Below are 14,283 nucleotides of genomic sequence, written 5' to 3' on the forward strand. Positions count from 1 at the left end.
GATGTGACCTTTCAGGAAAGAAGCGGGCGGACGGTGCCGGTGCTGTGATCGCCGAAGTACAGGCCATAGCTCTTCAACTGGCTCTCCTTGCGATAGCGTTCGAGCATGCTGGCGAGCGCGCTGTCCTGGAACGCGTCGGCCTCGATGTCGTCGAGGCTCACGAATTCGCCGGCGGCGGCCGCTTCGTCCGGTGCGCTGCAGAGGAACGAGATGTACTGGTAGTGCGTTTCGGTATTGTTGTAGACCGAATAAATGAAGCTCGCCGATGCATCCGGCTGGTATTGCCTGAAGAGTTCGGCGAGCGCCTTGTCGGCGCCTTCGTTGCCGATTTCCTTCGACGGCAGCCCCCATTTGCGGTCGGCCGTCCGGACCATCAGGACTTTGTCGTCGCGCGTGATGATCGCGCTCACGATGACCTTCGGGCCGGCGATGACTTCGGCCGACAGCTTCGCCGGCGTGAAATACCCGCCGCGGTAATAGCCGAGCCCCGCGTAACCGGCGGAATGGAACGCCTCGACCTTGCCGACGATGAGCGCGTGATCGCCCGCGTCGATCACCGCGTGCGTCGTGCAGTCGAACCACGCGCTGACGTCGTCGACGAGCGGATTGCGATGCGCGCTCAGGTGCCAGCCGACCTTCGCGAAGCGGTCGTCGCTCGGCCGCGCAAAGATATTGGACAGTTCCTTTTGCCCCTCCGCGAGAATGTTGATCGCGAAATGGCCCGTGGTGGAAAACGTCTGGAAATTGCTCGACGTCTTCGCGATGCTCACGAGCAGCAGCGCGGGGTCCAGCGACACCGACGAGAACGAGTTCGCGGTGAAGCCGAGCGGCTGGCCGTCGTCGCCGGTGGTGGTGACGATCGTCACGCCGGTCATGAACGCGCCGAACGCATCGCGCAGTTCGCGGGTGTTGAGCGTCGGGGCTTCCTGGCGGGTTACTTGGCTCATGTTCACACTTCCGATTTCAGGGGTTCCGCCTGGGGCTCGGTCTGCAACCAGGCTCGCAGGGCGCGATTGACGCGCTCGGGCGCGGTCAGGTTCACCATGTGGCGCTCGTGCTCGATCACGACGGCCTTGCCGTCATGCGCGGCCTGCGCCATCTGCATGGCCATCTCGGGCGTCGAATTCGGGTCGTCCGAGCCGGTGAGCACGAGGGCGGGGCACGCAATCCGGTGCCAGCCGTCCGCATACACTTCGTCGCCCTTCGCGAACGCGCTGTACGCGGTGGCGTAGCCCGCGAGGTCGACCGACTGCAGCCACGCTTCCACTTTCCGCGCGGCGGCTTGCTGCGCTTCGTCGGCGTTGAACCAGCGCCTGAGCGGCGTATCCACGTCGATGGTGCCCGAGCGCAGTTCGGCGGCGCGTTGCAGCACGGCTTCGCGCGCCTGCTCCGTGCGGCGGTATACGCCGTTCAGGACTGCCACGCGCTTGACCAGATCGGGCCGCGTGACGGCGACGCCCGCGGCGATCAGCGAGCCCATCGAGTGGCCGGCCAGGTTGACCGGGCCGACGTGCAACGCCTCGATGAACTCGATCGCCCACTGCACGAACTGCTGCAACTCGGCGCTGGCGTCGAGCGCATCGCTTGCGCCGTGGCCCGGCATGTCGACCGCGATCACGCGGCATTCATGCGACAGATCGTCGATTTGCGGATACCACGCGCTCGCCTGCATCCCCACGCCGTGAATCAGCACCAGCGGCTCGCCGGCACCGTGGTCGAGGTAGTGCGCGACGCGATTATTTGACAGCTGCAGGGTTCTTGACGTCATTTCCGAGCTCTGCGAGATCTTTGTAGCGGTCGCCGATGCGGTGATGCGGGCGGCCGGCGGTGGCGGCACCGATGGCGATGACCAGTTCGTCGGCGGCCGGGGCGTCCGGAATCGAGAACTGGAGCGTCAGGTAATGCGAGCGACGGCCTTCGTCGTTCTTGTCCATCATCGGGATCAGCAGCGGCGCATTGGCCGGGCCGCGCGTGTTGTTGAACGCGAGGTACGACTTCGCGCCGACGGCCGTGCGATAGGTATTGCCGAAGTGCAGCGTGTGGATCAGCGCGGACGCGTGCTCGATTTCGCCGTCGAGGCCGACGATCGCGCTCTTGCCGAACGCTTCGACCGCGTCGCCCGAACCGGCTTCGTCGAGGATCAGCCGGGTCAGGTGTTCGCTGAGCTGCGGCGCGATCGCGCGAATCTCCGGCGACAGGTCCTCGACGTACCCGCGGCCGGCCCACGGGTTCTTGATCACGGCGACCGCGCCGATCATCTTCAGCGGTTTGGCAGCGACCTTGTCGCCATCCACGTAGAGCGTCTCGACATGGAGGACGGATTTCCGAATCAGGCTCATGGCACCTTCCTTTCGTGCGTTGATTGTGGGATTCATTGTGGTATACCATGTTACGGCATGCCATGAGTGTTAACCCGTGTCCCGACCATTCCCGACCCTGGAGATGAAAATGACTGCGTACTGGATTGCCCACGTGCAAGTGCTGGACCCCGCGAAATACAAGGACTACACGGATATCGCGCCGCAGGCGTTCAGGAAGTTCGGCGCCGTTTTTCTCGCGCGGGGCGGCGCATCGCAGGTGCTGGAGGGGGACGCGTTCGAGCGCCACGTGGTGATCCGGTTTGCAGACATGCAAACGGCGCTCGCCTGTTATCACTCGCCGGAATATCAGGCGGCCAAGGCGAAGCGCGACGGGCATTGCCGCGCGCAGGTCGCGATCGTCGAGGGGCTGGAGGACTGACGGCGCCACGGCGGGCGCGGTATGGAAAGCGCGATGACAGTTAGGTCATAATATGGCATTCCATGTCCGCGCCCGGCATCTGGCCGGTGGCGGGCCATAATCGAACAATCGTTTTCCGAGTGCCGCCCATGCAAGACCTCAAGATCGACCGCAATGCCAAAACCCTGCGCGAGCTGACGCTCGACAAACTGCGCGGCGCGATCGTGCAGGGGTATTTCCGGCCGGGCGCGCGGCTCGTCGAACGCACGCTGTGCGACGAGCTCGGCGTGAGCCGCACGGTGGTGCGCGAGGTGCTGCGGCATCTGGAAACCGAAGGGCTCGTCGAGACGGTATCGCGGCAAGGCCCGGTGGTGGCGCGGCTCGATCCGGCGCAAGTGGGCGAGATCTACGAGTTGCGCGGCCTGCTCGAAGCGAATGCGGCGCGCGCCTGTGCGGAAAGCGCGACGCCCGAAGTGGTGCAGCAACTGCGCGAGATCCGCGCGACGATCGAAGCGGCGTTCGAACAGCAGGAACTGCCGCGCGTGCTCGAATACACCGAGCGCTTCTACGAAACGCTGTTCGAGGCCGCCGGCAAACAGGTGTCGCTGACGGTCGTCAAGACGCTCAACGCGCGCATCAACCGGTTGCGCGCACTGACCATCGCGATGCCGGGCCGCGGCAGCGATTCGAACAGCGAGATGAATCGCCTGCTCGACGCGATCGAGCGGCGCGACGGCGACGCGGCATCGGCCGCGTCCGCCGCGCACATCAAGCGGGTTTCTGAGCTGGCGTTGTCGGCGCTCGCGCAGCAGGGCGACGCGCCAACCGACGACTGACCGCATCACGCGCGCGGGCCTCGGCCCGCGTGGCTCAACCAGCACAGGCCGCCGGCATGCAATGCCGGCGGCCTTTTGTTTTGCGCGGTGTTTTGTCCGGTTTCTTCTGCCGTTTCGACTCATGGTATTCCATAATACGACGAGCATTGTTGTGGGTCATAAGATGGAATACCATAATCTCATCGAGTAACGAGTGATCACGGGAGCACGTCATGACCGAGTCGATGACCGGGCAAATCGCCGAGCAGGCATTCGATACCGCTGGATTCCGGCGCGCGCTGGGGGCGTTCGTCACCGGCGTGACGGTCGTCACGACGATCCAGCCCGACGGGTCGCCGCGCGGCTTCACCGCGAACTCGTTCACGTCGGTATCGCTCGACCCGCCGCTGATCCTCGTGTGCATCGCGAAGACGGCGTCGAGCCACGCGGTGTTCTCTGCCACGCAACGGTTTGCGGTGAGCGTGCTCGCGGAAAACCAGGCGGACGTATCGGGCGTGTTCGCGTCGAAGGCGCAGGACAAGTTCGCGCAAGTGCCGTGGGGCACGCGCAAGACCGGCGCCCCCGTGATCCACGACGCGGCGGCGAGCTTCGACTGCCGCACGCATGACGTCGTGGACGCGGGCGACCACATCATCCTGATCGGGCGCGTGGTCGATTTCGTGCAGACGAATGCGTCGCCGCTCGGCTATTGCCGGGGCGCGTACGTGAATTTCAGCCTGTCGCAGGATGCGTTGTCCGCCGCCGGCGCGCGTACGCATGTCGGCGCGATTCTCGAACATCGCGACGGGCTCGTGCTCGTCGATACGCCGCAAGGCCTGCGCTTGCCGACCGGCATCAAGCTGGAGCCGGCGAGCGACGCGACGAGCCTGCGCGGCGTGCTCGCGAAGCTCGGCCTCAACGCGCATCTCGACTTCCTGTTTGCCGTGTTCGAGGCGGCCGGCGAGCGCGAGCCGGGCGTCCACGTCTATTACCGCGGCCGCGTGATTCCCACCGGTTCGCCGTGGTTCGACGACAGCATTCGCATCGTGCCGCTCTGGCAGATTCCGTGGGACGAGATCGCCGATCACGCCGTGCGCTCGATGCTCGAACGCTATGTGCGCGAACGCAGGCAGGACGCGTACGGCATCTACGTCGGCGATTCGGACGCCGGGACGGTCCAGGCGCTGGCCCACGCGCATTGACGGCGCCGGCCGATGCCGGCGTGCCGCGCGCGGGCCGCGGCGATGCCCGCGCGACCGCGGCGAAGCCATGAAAACAAGATCGAGAAGCCGGCGCGGCTGACGTCGCCGGCCTGAATACGCGCGCTCGAATGACCGCCGCCCCGGTGGCCGCGAGCCGCATCCGTTTCCCCTTGGAGAGAGACCATGAGCAGCAGAAGCATCCCGCGTCTTGCAGCATCGCGTCTGGCCTGTATCGTGCCGTTGGCCGCCTTTTGCACGGCGCCGGCACTGGCCGCGGACCCGATCGTGTTCACGAGCTGGGGCGGCACGACCCAGTCGTCGCAACAGAAGGATTGGGCGCAGCCGTTCACGCAGGCGAGCGGCATCAACGTGCTGATGGACGGGCCGACCGACTACGGCAAGCTCAAGGCGATGGTCGAGAGCGGCAACGTCAGCTGGGACGTGGTCGACGTCGAGGGCGACTTCGCGTACGCCGCGCAAAAGGCCGGCCTGATCGAGCCGATCGACTACGCGGTGGTGAACAAGGCCGACCTCGACCCGCGCTTCACGACGACGTCCGCGGTGGGCAGCTTCTACTACTCGTTCGTGCTCGGCTACAACAAGGCGAAGTACACCGCCGCGCAGCCGCAAACCTGGGCGGACCTGTTCGATACGAAACGCTTCCCGGGCAAGCGCACGTTCTACAAGTGGTCGGCGCCGGGCGTGCTCGAAATCGCGCTGCTCGCCGACGGCGTGGCGCCCAGCAAGCTGTATCCGCTCGATCTCGACCGCGCGTTCAAGAAGCTCGACTCGATCAAGGGCGACATCGTCTGGTGGAGCGGCGGCGCGCAGTCGCAGCAGCTGCTCGCGTCGGGCGAGGCGCCGATCGGCATGTTCTGGAACGGCCGGCTGCATGCGCTGGCGCAGACCGGCGTGCCGGTGGGCATTTCGTGGAACCAGAACCTGACCGCCGCCGACATGCTCGTGATTCCGAAGGGCGCGAAGCATCGCGACGCGGCGATGAAGTTCCTGGCCGCCGCGACGAGCGCGCAGGCGCAGGCGAAATTCGCGGCCGATACGGGCTATGCGCCGATCAACGTGAAGTCGGCCGCGCTGATGCCGCCGGCGATCGCGAAGACGCTGCCCGACCAGTACAAGACCTCGCAGATCAATCTCGACATGAAGTACTGGGCGGAGAACCGCGACGCGATCGCGAAGCGCTGGTACGCGTGGCAATCGAAGTAAGCCGGCCCGTCACGATCGCGCCGGCACGCATGTCGGTCAGGATTGCAGATCGAAGCGAGCCGGCCGGGTCGACCAACGAATCCGCATGGGGCCGGGGTATCGGGCGCGGACGCGCCGACGCCGGCCGACACAGGAGACACCATGCCCAACGTACTGAGTACCGTCGCGCATCCGCCCGCGGCGGCCGCGCGCAAGCGGCGCGACTGGCGCAGCATCCGGCTGCTGGCGCCCGCGATGCTGCTGCTCGCGATCTTCTTCCTGTTGCCGGTGCTGTCGCTGCTGTTGCGCAGCGTGCTCGAGCCGACGGCCGGGCTGCACAACTACCAGCAACTGCTCGGCTCGACGACGTATCTGCGCGTGTTCGGCAATACGTTTCTCGTCGCGACGGTCGTGACGCTCGTCACGCTGCTAGTCGGCTTTCCGATGGCGTGGCTGCTCGCCATCGCGCCGCGCAAGCTCAGCGCCGTGCTGTTCGCGATCCTGCTGCTGTCGATGTGGACCAACCTGCTCGCGCGGACGTTCGCATGGATGGTGCTGCTGCAGGAGACCGGGCCGATCAACCGCGCGCTGATGGCGATCGGCGTGATCCACGAGCCGCTGTCGCTCGTGAACAACCTCACCGGCGTGACGATCGGCATGACGTACATCATGCTGCCGTTTCTCGTGATGCCGCTGCATGCGACGCTGCGCGGCATCGACCCGTCGACGCTGCGCGCGGCGGCCGTGTGCGGCGCGAGCCGCTGGCAGGCATTCTGGCGCATCCTCGTGCCGCTCGCGATGCCGGGCGTCGCGTCGGGCGCGCTGATGGTGTTCGTGATGGCGCTCGGCTACTTCGTCACGCCCACGCTGCTGGGCGGCCCGTCGTACATGATGCTTGCCGAGCTCATCGCGCAGCTCGTGCAGGAACTGCTGAACTGGGGCCTCGCCGGTGCCGCGGCTTGCGTGCTGCTCGCCGTGACGCTCGGGCTCTATGCGCTGCAACTGCGCTTTGCGGGCAGTGCGCGCGCCACCGCGGGAGGCCGCTGAGATGAAACACCCCCCACGCTCACTACGTTCGCTGCCCCCCAAGGGGGCGTCAGCCTCCCTTGGGGCGGCCCGGCGGGAGGACTGACATGTTGCTCGATTTCGATCGCCTGGGCGCGCTGCGCTGGATACTCGTGGCCGTGGGCGCGGCCGTCTCGCTGTTTCTGCTGCTGCCGATCGTCTTCATCGTCGCGCTGTCGTTCGGCGATTCGCAGTGGCTGATCTTCCCGCCGCCGGGCTGGACGCTCGAATGGTATCGGCAGCTGTTCACCGATGCGGGCTGGATCGATTCGCTGCTGACCAGCGTGAAGCTGGCCGTGATCGTCACCGCGCTGTCGGTGTCGATCGGCTTTCTCGCGTCGCTGGCGCTGGTGCGCGGCACGTTTCGCGGCCGCGAGGCGGTGCGGGGCTTCTTCCTCACGCCGATGGTGCTGCCCGTCGTCGTGCTCGCCGTCGCACTCTATGCGTTCTTCCTGCGCATCGGCCTGAACGGCACGATGACCGGCTTCGTGATCGGCCACCTGATCATCGCGCTGCCGTTCTCGATCATCTCGATCAGCAACTCGCTCGTGAGCTTCGACACCGCGCTCGAGGACGCCGCGCTGATCTGCGGCGCGTCGCCGCTCACGGTGAAGCTGCGCGTCACGCTGCCCGCGATCCGGCTCGGCCTGTTCGCCGCCGCGATCTTCGCGTTCCTCGCGTCGTGGGACGAAGTCGTGGTGTCGATCTTCATGTCGAGCCCGACGCTGCAAACGCTGCCCGTGCGGATCTGGGCGACCTTGCGGCAAGACCTGACTCCCGTCGTGGCGGCCGCGTCGTCGCTGCTCGTCGGATTGACGACCGTATTGATGCTGGCGGGCGCCGTGGTGCGCCGCGCACGCGCTCACTGAGGGTAACCGCCATGACTGCTTTCCTGCAAATCCAGCGCCTGCGCAAGACCTATGACGATGTCGTCGCGATCGACCAGGTTTCGCTCGACGTGCGCAAGGGCGAATTCATGACCTTCCTCGGGCCGTCCGGCTCGGGCAAGAGCACGACGCTCTACATCGTCGCGGGCTTTCAGGCGCCGACCGACGGACGCGTGCTGCTCGACGGCAAGTCGTTGCTGTCGGTCGCGCCGAACCAGCGCCACATCGGCATGGTGTTTCAGCGCTATACGCTGTTCCCGCATCTCACCGTGGGCGAGAACGTCGCGTTTCCGCTGCGCGTGCGCCGCCGGCCTGAAGCCGACATCCGCGCGAAAGTCGAGCAGATGCTGAAGCTCGTGCATCTGGCCGAGTGCCGCGACCGCATGCCCGCGCAGCTCTCCGGCGGACAGCAGCAGCGCGTCGCCATCGCACGCGCGCTGGCCTACGATCCGCCCGTGCTGCTGATGGACGAGCCGCTTTCCGCGCTCGACAAGAAGCTGCGCGAGGAAATCCAGCTCGAATTGCGCCGCATTCACCAGGAAACCGGCGTGACGATCCTGTACGTCACGCACGATCAGGAGGAAGCGCTGCGCCTGTCGGATCGCATCGCCGTGTTCAACCAGGGCCGCATCGAGCAGGTCGGCACCGGCGAGGAACTGTATGCGAACCCGGCTTCGCGTTTCGTCGCGAGCTTCATCGGCAACTCGAATTTCCTGCCGGTCAAGGTGACGAAGCACAGCGGCGGCCGCATGAGCGGCGTGCTGCCCAACGGCCTCGAAACGGCGTCGGACGTGTTCCACCCGACGCTCGCCGTCGGCGACGAAGGCGCGCTGATGATCCGCCCGGAACAGATGCGGCTGAGCTCGCTGCAACACGCTGGCGGTTCGGGCGGCGCGGCGGGCCTGCCGGTGACCGTGCGCGACGTCACCTATCTCGGCGATGCGATGCACTACGCGGTGGCGACGCCGTGGCAGCAGGAGATCTCGATCCGGATGCCGGCCGCGCATCGCCACGACAGCGGCATCGTGATCGGCGCGCAGGCGCGGGTCGACTGGGACGCGCGCGACGTGCGCCTGTTCGCGCAAGCCTGACGGCGACGATCATGCGTCCCGCACTGCCGTCACTGAAAGTCCAGCGGCCCGCCGCCACGCTGCGGGAGCTTGCGCTCGAGAAAATGCGCAACGCCATCCTGGACGCGCATTTCCAGCCGGGCGAGCGCCTCGTCGAACGCTCGCTGTGCGAGATTCTCGGCGTGAGCCGAACGGTCGTGCGCGAGGTCCTGCGGCATCTGGAAACGGAAGGCCTCGTCGATTCGGTACCGAACCAGGGGCCGATCGTCGCGGTGCTCGACTTCGCCACGGCGGCCGAGATCTACGAAATCCGCGCGCTGCTGGAGGGCGAGGCGGCGATGGCCTGCGCGCAGCATGCCGACGCGGCGCTCGTCGCGGATCTGGCGGCCTGCATCGACACCATCCGGGCCGCGTTCGACGCCCAGGATCATCAGGCGGTGAAGGCGCTTACGTCGGCTTTCTACGAGCGCATGTTCAGCGCCGGAAAAAAGCACGTCGCGTGGGAGATCGTGCAGTCGTTGACCGCACGCATCAACCGCTTGCGTGCGCTGACGATCGCTTCCGACGATCGCGGCACGCAGGCGGTCGACGAAATGCGCGCGATTCTCGCGGGGATCTCGTCGGGCGATGGCGCCGCGGCGCGCGAGGCGGCCATCGCACACGTACACCGCGTGGCCGAGATCGCACGCAAGCTGCTGGCTCAGGGGCACGAGAGCGCTTCGTGGCGTCAGGCGGGATGATGCGCTCGGATTCGCGGTGGATGACGCGATGAGCATCGCATGGAATCCGGTTTTCACGGGATGACGCTCGTTCGCATTGCGAAATGACGCGACTGAATCGCAGTCGCGCGGCGATTGAATTTTTATGGACCAGGCCATGCCCGGTCCGACACACGCATTTTTATCTCCGGAAGGAACGATCGTGGAATTGAATACGCTGTTGAAGGATCCGGCGCTGTTGCGCCAGCACGCTTACATCGACGGTCGATGGTGCGAGGCCGACTCGGGCGCAAGCTTCGGCGTGATCGACCCGGCAACGGGCGCAACGCTCGGCAGCGTCCCGTTGATGGGCGAAGCCGAGACATCGCGCGCGATCGATGCCGCGAACGCCGCATGGCCGGCGTGGCGTGCGACGACGGCGAAGGAGCGTGCGCGCATCCTGCGCCGCTGGTACGAGCTGATGATCGAACACGCGGACGATCTCGCGCTGATCCTCACCGCGGAGCAGGGCAAGCCGCTGGCCGAGGCGAAGGGCGAAATCGTCTACGGGGCGTCGTTCATCGAATGGTTCGCCGAAGAAGGCAAGCGCGTGGCGGGCGATACGCTCGCCACGCCCGCGTCGGACAAGCGCCTGGTGGTGGTCAAGGAACCCGTCGGCGTGTGCGCGGCGATCACGCCGTGGAATTTCCCGAACGCGATGATCACGCGCAAGGTCGGGCCGGCGCTGGCCGCCGGCTGCCCGATCGTCGTGAAGCCCGCCGAAGCCACGCCGTTCTCGGCGCTCGCGCTGGCCGTGCTGGCCGAGCGCGCTGGCGTGCCGAGGGGCGTGCTCAATATCGTCACCGGCGACCCGAAGGCGATCGGCGGTGCCATGACGAGCAGCCCGGTGGTGCGCAAGCTTTCGTTTACCGGATCGACGGGCGTCGGCCGGCTGTTGATGGCGCAAAGCGCGCCGACGGTGAAGAAGGTGACGCTCGAACTGGGCGGGAACGCACCGTTCATCGTGTTCGACGATGCGGATCTGGATGCCGCCGTGGCCGGCGCGATCGCGTCGAAGTACCGCAACAACGGGCAGACGTGCGTGTGCACCAATCGCTTCTACGTGCATGACCGGGTGTACGACGCATTCGCCGCGAAGCTGGTCGAGGCGGTGAAGGGCCTGAAGGTCGGGCACGGCACCGAAAGCGGCGTGACGCTGGGGCCGTTGATCAACGACGCGGCGCTGACCAAGGTCGAAGCGCACATCGCCGATGCACTCGGCAAAGGCGCGACGCTCGCGACCGGCGGCAAGCGGCACGTACTCGGGCAGGGCTTCTTCGAGCCGACGGTGCTGCTGAACACCACCGCGCGGATGGACGTCGCGCGAGAGGAAACGTTCGGGCCGCTCGCGCCGCTGTTCCGCTTCTCGAGCGACGAAGAAGTGGTGAAGCTCGCCAACGACACCGAGTTCGGGCTGGCCGCTTACTTCTACAGCCGCGATGCCGGGCGCGTGTGGCGGGTTGCCGAGCAGCTCGAATACGGGATGGTGGGGATCAACACGGGGCTGATTTCGAACGAGGTCGCGCCGTTCGGCGGCGTGAAGCAGTCGGGGCTGGGGCGCGAAGGGTCGCACTACGGGATCGATGACTATCTGGTCATCAAATATCTGTGCATGGCGGTTTGATCGCGGGGATTTCGACTCCGGCCGAAAAAAATTCTTCGTGGAGTTTCGTGGACGTCGCTTGCCGACTCGAAGCGGCTATCCGATCCTCGGGTCCATCGATGTCCGCCTTCGAATGTTCGGCGGTCATCCAGGTACTGATGCAGCACATCGGCGCTGACGCTTTGCGCATTGCCTCCAAAAAACGTTCGGACTCGGGACGTGACGCGCGTGGCCGGTCGGCATGTCTGAACTCGCGTTCATGACAGTGCGTCGAGCAGTCCATACCATGCCACACCCGCACTGATGTAGAACCGCTGCAACGCATGGAATGGAATGGGCTTGATCGACGTGGGCGGAAGCGGGAAGCGACGTGTCTTCCCGCCGATCAAGGCGGCCAGATGCTTGCCTAAGGTCGTCGCCATTGCAATGCCGCGCCCGTTGTAGCCGAGCGCGATCGTCATGCCCTCCGCCGGCAGGTGCACGTGCGGCAAGAAATTGCGTGTAATGGCGATGCGGCCAGCCCATCGGTACTCGTATTCGATGCCCTTCAATTGTGGAAACATCAACTGTGCCGCACGCTCGAGATGGGTCCAGTCCGCCGCGTTGCGAGGCTCGCGAAACGGACCGCGTCCGCCCATCAGCAGGCGCCCATGCGCATCCTTGCGGAAATAGAGCAGCAGGCGCCGCGAATCGGAAGCCACTTCGCCGCCGGGCAGGATCGTGGCGCCGACATCATCGGGCAGCGATTTCGTTGCGACAACGAAGCTGTTCGCCGCGATCACCGATTGGGCGAGGCTTGGCCACAGGCCATCGGTATAACCGTTGGTGGCCAGCAGAATCTGCTTCGAATCAATGAGCGGCCCCCGTGCCGTGCGAATTCGCCAGCCTGCCGGACCGCGCTCGACGCTCGCGGCACACGTTCCACCGTGGATCGCCGCGCCTGCCTTTTGCGCCGCGCGTGCGAGGCCGCGCGCGTAGCTCAACGGATGCACGCTGCCCGCGCGCAGGTCGACCCAGCCGCCAACGAATGCGTCCGTGCCGAGCCGGCTCGATATCTGTGCGCGGTCGAGCAGCTCGACCCGCGCGCCGCGCGACTCCCACTGCCGCGCCCGAGCGTGCAGCGTGCCGAGCAGCTTGGTCGAATGGGTAGGCTGTATCCAGCCGGCGCGCGTCGCATTGCACTGAATGCCGTGGCGCTCGATCAGGTCGAACACCGTATCCGCGGCACCGCCCGCCATCTGCACAAGCACCGCGCCTTCGCGTGGGCCGTAGCGCCGTATGAGTTCATCGGGATCGTATTTCAGGCCAGGGATCACTTGGCCGCCATTGCGGCCGGACGCGCCCCAACCGGGCTCGTTTGCATCGATCACGCAGACGCGCAAGCCCAGTTCCGCCAGATACAAGGCAGTCGACAAACCTGTATAACCGGCACCTACGATCGTCACGTCCACTGTGACCGAACCATCGAGCGGCGGGGAATCGACGGCGGGTTCCGCCGTTGCCGCCCAGAGGGAAGGAGGCAACGGCTTGGCAAATTCAACCAGGCTCATGGCGGTACTCAAATCCGGAATGCTTCGGTAAACGCAGGCATCTTGCCGAGAAACTCGCGGGTGCGAGGATTGCGCGGACGTTCGAACAGATCGGCTGCTGTTCCTTCCTCATGGATCGTACCGTCGTGAAGAAAGCAGACCCGATCCGCCACTTCACGAGCAAAGCCCATTTCATGCGTGACGACGATCATGGTCATGCCGTCGTCTGCGAGCTGCCGCATCACGCCGAGCACTTCGCCCACCAATTCCGGGTCAAGTGCCGAAGTCGGCTCGTCGAACAGGATCGCTTTCGGTTCCATCGCCAGTGCACGCGCAATCGCCACGCGCTGTTGCTGGCCGCCCGACATTTCAGCCGGGTAAGCGTCCATCCGGTGCGAGAGACCGACCTTGTCGAGCAGATGCCGCGCCCGCTCGCGGGCATGTGCGCGCGTTTGTTTCTTGACGAACACGGGACCCTCGAACACGTTTTCGAGCGCGGTGCGATGCGGAAACAGATTGAAGCGCTGAAACACCATGCCGACTTGGGCACGCAAGTCGTGGATCCGCTTCGACTTCGCGTCGACGACGTTGCCTTCGACCGTGATCGTGCCGGCGTCATGCCGCTCCAGTCCGTTGATGCATCGAAGCAGTGTCGATTTTCCCGACCCCGACGGACCGATCAGACAGACAACCTGGCCGCGTTCGACGCTCAGGCTGACGCCCTTCAGCACGTGCTGATCGTGAAAGCGCTTGTGAATCGAGTCGACCTTGATCATCGTTTTCCCTTCGAACCGAGGCGGCGTTCGATCCGCCGCAAGCCATAGACGAGCGGCAGGCTGAGCGCAAGGTAGAGCAGCGCGACCAGCGTGAATACCGTCATGTTCTGAAACGTCGACGACGCGATGAGCTGCCCCGCGCGCGTCATTTCGGCGACGGTGATCGTCGACGCAAGCGACGAGTCCTTGAGCATCATGACGAGGGTATTGCCATACGGCGGCAATGCGATCCGGAACGCTTGCGGCAACACCACGCGCCGCATGATCATCGCGCCGCGCATACCGATGGACTGCGCCGCTTCGATCTGCCCGTGATCGATCGCCTGGATGCCCGCGCGAAAGTTTTCCGCCTGATACACCGAGTAGGCGATGCCGAGACCGATGAAGCCCGCCTGGAACGCCGACAACTGCACGCCGAGATCGGGCAACACAAAGTAAATGTAGAAGAGCTGAACGATAATTGGCAGCCCCCGGATGACGTTGATGAAAGTCGCGGCAGCGTTCGAGACGATGCGGATCTGGGACACGCGCATCAGCGCGAGTAACAGGCCGAGCACCGTGCTTAGGACAAACGAGCAGAAGGTGATCTCAATCGTGATGACCGCGCCCTTCAGCAGGATGGGCAGAAACTCGATGGCGCTTTCGAGGAACATGGCG

Annotated in this window: 15 protein-coding genes; 9 read left to right on the top strand and 6 right to left on the bottom strand. The window is 65.6% G+C overall.

Features of this window, described 5'->3' with window-relative positions; all coding sequences use genetic code 11:
* Positions 1-11 precede the first annotated feature (11 nt).
* Genes BME24068_RS07760 through BME24068_RS07770 form a run of 3 tightly spaced genes read right to left on the bottom strand, consistent with a single transcriptional unit; the run spans position 12 to position 2,339 of the window.
* The gene (locus BME24068_RS07760; protein WP_174925669.1) at positions 12-947 is read right to left on the bottom strand and encodes a flavin reductase; all 936 of its coding nucleotides are present in this window, start codon (positions 945-947) and stop codon (positions 12-14) included.
* A gap of 2 nt (positions 948-949) precedes the next feature.
* Positions 950-1,768, bottom strand: a complete 819-nt coding sequence (locus BME24068_RS07765; RefSeq protein WP_174925670.1) for an alpha/beta fold hydrolase — start codon at positions 1,766-1,768, stop codon at positions 950-952.
* Entirely contained in the window at positions 1,737-2,339 is a 603-nt protein-coding gene (locus BME24068_RS07770; RefSeq protein ID WP_174925671.1) for an amino acid synthesis family protein, read from the bottom strand. The genes BME24068_RS07765 and BME24068_RS07770 overlap by 32 nt, the downstream gene beginning before the upstream one ends.
* A gap of 76 nt (positions 2,340-2,415) precedes the next feature.
* On the opposite strand from BME24068_RS07770, the gene BME24068_RS07775 reads away from it, so the two are divergent.
* The 9 genes from BME24068_RS07775 (at position 2,416) to BME24068_RS07815 (ending at position 11,342) form a co-directional block, all read left to right on the top strand.
* The gene (locus BME24068_RS07775) at positions 2,416-2,739 is read left to right on the top strand and encodes a DUF1330 domain-containing protein (protein ID WP_240327461.1); all 324 of its coding nucleotides are present in this window, start codon (positions 2,416-2,418) and stop codon (positions 2,737-2,739) included.
* Between the two features lie 128 nt (positions 2,740-2,867).
* Positions 2,868-3,554: a GntR family transcriptional regulator gene (locus tag BME24068_RS07780; protein ID WP_174925672.1), complete on the top strand. Its 687-nt coding sequence runs from the start codon at positions 2,868-2,870 to the stop codon at positions 3,552-3,554.
* Between the two features lie 224 nt (positions 3,555-3,778).
* Complete coding sequence (locus BME24068_RS07785; protein WP_420887526.1) at positions 3,779-4,735, top strand: flavin reductase family protein; 957 nt, start codon at positions 3,779-3,781, stop codon at positions 4,733-4,735.
* Between the two features lie 183 nt (positions 4,736-4,918).
* Positions 4,919-5,959, top strand: a complete 1,041-nt coding sequence (locus BME24068_RS07790) for an ABC transporter substrate-binding protein (RefSeq protein ID WP_174925674.1) — start codon at positions 4,919-4,921, stop codon at positions 5,957-5,959.
* Between the two features lie 141 nt (positions 5,960-6,100).
* Entirely contained in the window at positions 6,101-6,985 is an 885-nt protein-coding gene (locus BME24068_RS07795; protein ID WP_174925675.1) for an ABC transporter permease, read from the top strand.
* 86 nt (positions 6,986-7,071) lie between these two features.
* Positions 7,072-7,872 carry an ABC transporter permease gene (locus BME24068_RS07800; RefSeq protein ID WP_174925676.1) on the top strand — a complete coding sequence of 267 codons (801 nt, stop codon included), beginning with the start codon at positions 7,072-7,074 and terminating at the stop codon, positions 7,870-7,872.
* Between the two features lie 11 nt (positions 7,873-7,883).
* Positions 7,884-8,981, top strand: a complete 1,098-nt coding sequence (locus BME24068_RS07805; protein ID WP_096504570.1) for an ABC transporter ATP-binding protein — start codon at positions 7,884-7,886, stop codon at positions 8,979-8,981.
* Between the two features lie 11 nt (positions 8,982-8,992).
* A complete protein-coding gene (locus tag BME24068_RS07810) occupies positions 8,993-9,700 on the top strand; it encodes a GntR family transcriptional regulator (protein WP_174925677.1) in 708 nt (235 codons plus the stop codon).
* Between the two features lie 136 nt (positions 9,701-9,836).
* On the top strand, positions 9,837-11,342 hold the full coding sequence (locus BME24068_RS07815) for an NAD-dependent succinate-semialdehyde dehydrogenase (protein WP_420887521.1): 1,506 nt from the start codon (positions 9,837-9,839) through the stop codon (positions 11,340-11,342).
* Between the two features lie 236 nt (positions 11,343-11,578).
* Here the strand turns inward: BME24068_RS07815 and BME24068_RS07820 are convergent, their stop codons facing one another.
* From BME24068_RS07820 to BME24068_RS07830, 3 genes are read right to left on the bottom strand one after another with little or no spacing between them, the layout of a single operon-like run.
* The gene (locus BME24068_RS07820) at positions 11,579-12,871 is read right to left on the bottom strand and encodes an NAD(P)/FAD-dependent oxidoreductase (RefSeq protein WP_174925678.1); all 1,293 of its coding nucleotides are present in this window, start codon (positions 12,869-12,871) and stop codon (positions 11,579-11,581) included.
* An 8-nt stretch (positions 12,872-12,879) separates the two neighbouring features.
* Positions 12,880-13,626 carry an amino acid ABC transporter ATP-binding protein gene (locus tag BME24068_RS07825; RefSeq protein ID WP_174925679.1) on the bottom strand — a complete coding sequence of 249 codons (747 nt, stop codon included), beginning with the start codon at positions 13,624-13,626 and terminating at the stop codon, positions 12,880-12,882.
* A complete protein-coding gene (locus tag BME24068_RS07830) occupies positions 13,623-14,279 on the bottom strand; it encodes an amino acid ABC transporter permease (protein ID WP_174925680.1) in 657 nt (218 codons plus the stop codon). Before BME24068_RS07830 ends, BME24068_RS07825 begins: the two co-directional genes overlap by 4 nt.
* Between the last annotated feature and the right edge of the window lie 4 nt (positions 14,280-14,283).

Origin of the sequence: Burkholderia anthina (assembly GCF_902498995.1) — a bacterium.
GTDB classification, from domain to species: Bacteria; Pseudomonadota; Gammaproteobacteria; order Burkholderiales; family Burkholderiaceae; genus Burkholderia; species Burkholderia anthina.

Coding starts and splice junctions, on each gene's coding strand:
- BME24068_RS07825 (WP_174925679.1), bottom strand. CDS start 13,626: ATGATCAAGGTCGACTCGATTCACAAGCGCTTTCACGATCAGCACGTG.
- BME24068_RS07830 (WP_174925680.1), bottom strand. CDS start 14,279: ATGTTCCTCGAAAGCGCCATCGAGTTTCTGCCCATCCTGCTGAAGGGC.
- BME24068_RS07790 (WP_174925674.1), top strand. CDS start 4,919: ATGAGCAGCAGAAGCATCCCGCGTCTTGCAGCATCGCGTCTGGCCTGT.
- BME24068_RS07800 (WP_174925676.1), top strand. CDS start 7,072: ATGTTGCTCGATTTCGATCGCCTGGGCGCGCTGCGCTGGATACTCGTG.
- BME24068_RS07805 (WP_096504570.1), top strand. CDS start 7,884: ATGACTGCTTTCCTGCAAATCCAGCGCCTGCGCAAGACCTATGACGAT.
- BME24068_RS07785 (WP_420887526.1), top strand. CDS start 3,779: ATGACCGGGCAAATCGCCGAGCAGGCATTCGATACCGCTGGATTCCGG.
- BME24068_RS07820 (WP_174925678.1), bottom strand. CDS start 12,871: ATGAGCCTGGTTGAATTTGCCAAGCCGTTGCCTCCTTCCCTCTGGGCG.
- BME24068_RS07770 (WP_174925671.1), bottom strand. CDS start 2,339: ATGAGCCTGATTCGGAAATCCGTCCTCCATGTCGAGACGCTCTACGTG.
- BME24068_RS07815 (WP_420887521.1), top strand. CDS start 9,837: ATGCCCGGTCCGACACACGCATTTTTATCTCCGGAAGGAACGATCGTG.
- BME24068_RS07780 (WP_174925672.1), top strand. CDS start 2,868: ATGCAAGACCTCAAGATCGACCGCAATGCCAAAACCCTGCGCGAGCTG.
- BME24068_RS07765 (WP_174925670.1), bottom strand. CDS start 1,768: ATGACGTCAAGAACCCTGCAGCTGTCAAATAATCGCGTCGCGCACTAC.
- BME24068_RS07810 (WP_174925677.1), top strand. CDS start 8,993: ATGCGTCCCGCACTGCCGTCACTGAAAGTCCAGCGGCCCGCCGCCACG.
- BME24068_RS07795 (WP_174925675.1), top strand. CDS start 6,101: ATGCCCAACGTACTGAGTACCGTCGCGCATCCGCCCGCGGCGGCCGCG.
- BME24068_RS07760 (WP_174925669.1), bottom strand. CDS start 947: ATGAGCCAAGTAACCCGCCAGGAAGCCCCGACGCTCAACACCCGCGAA.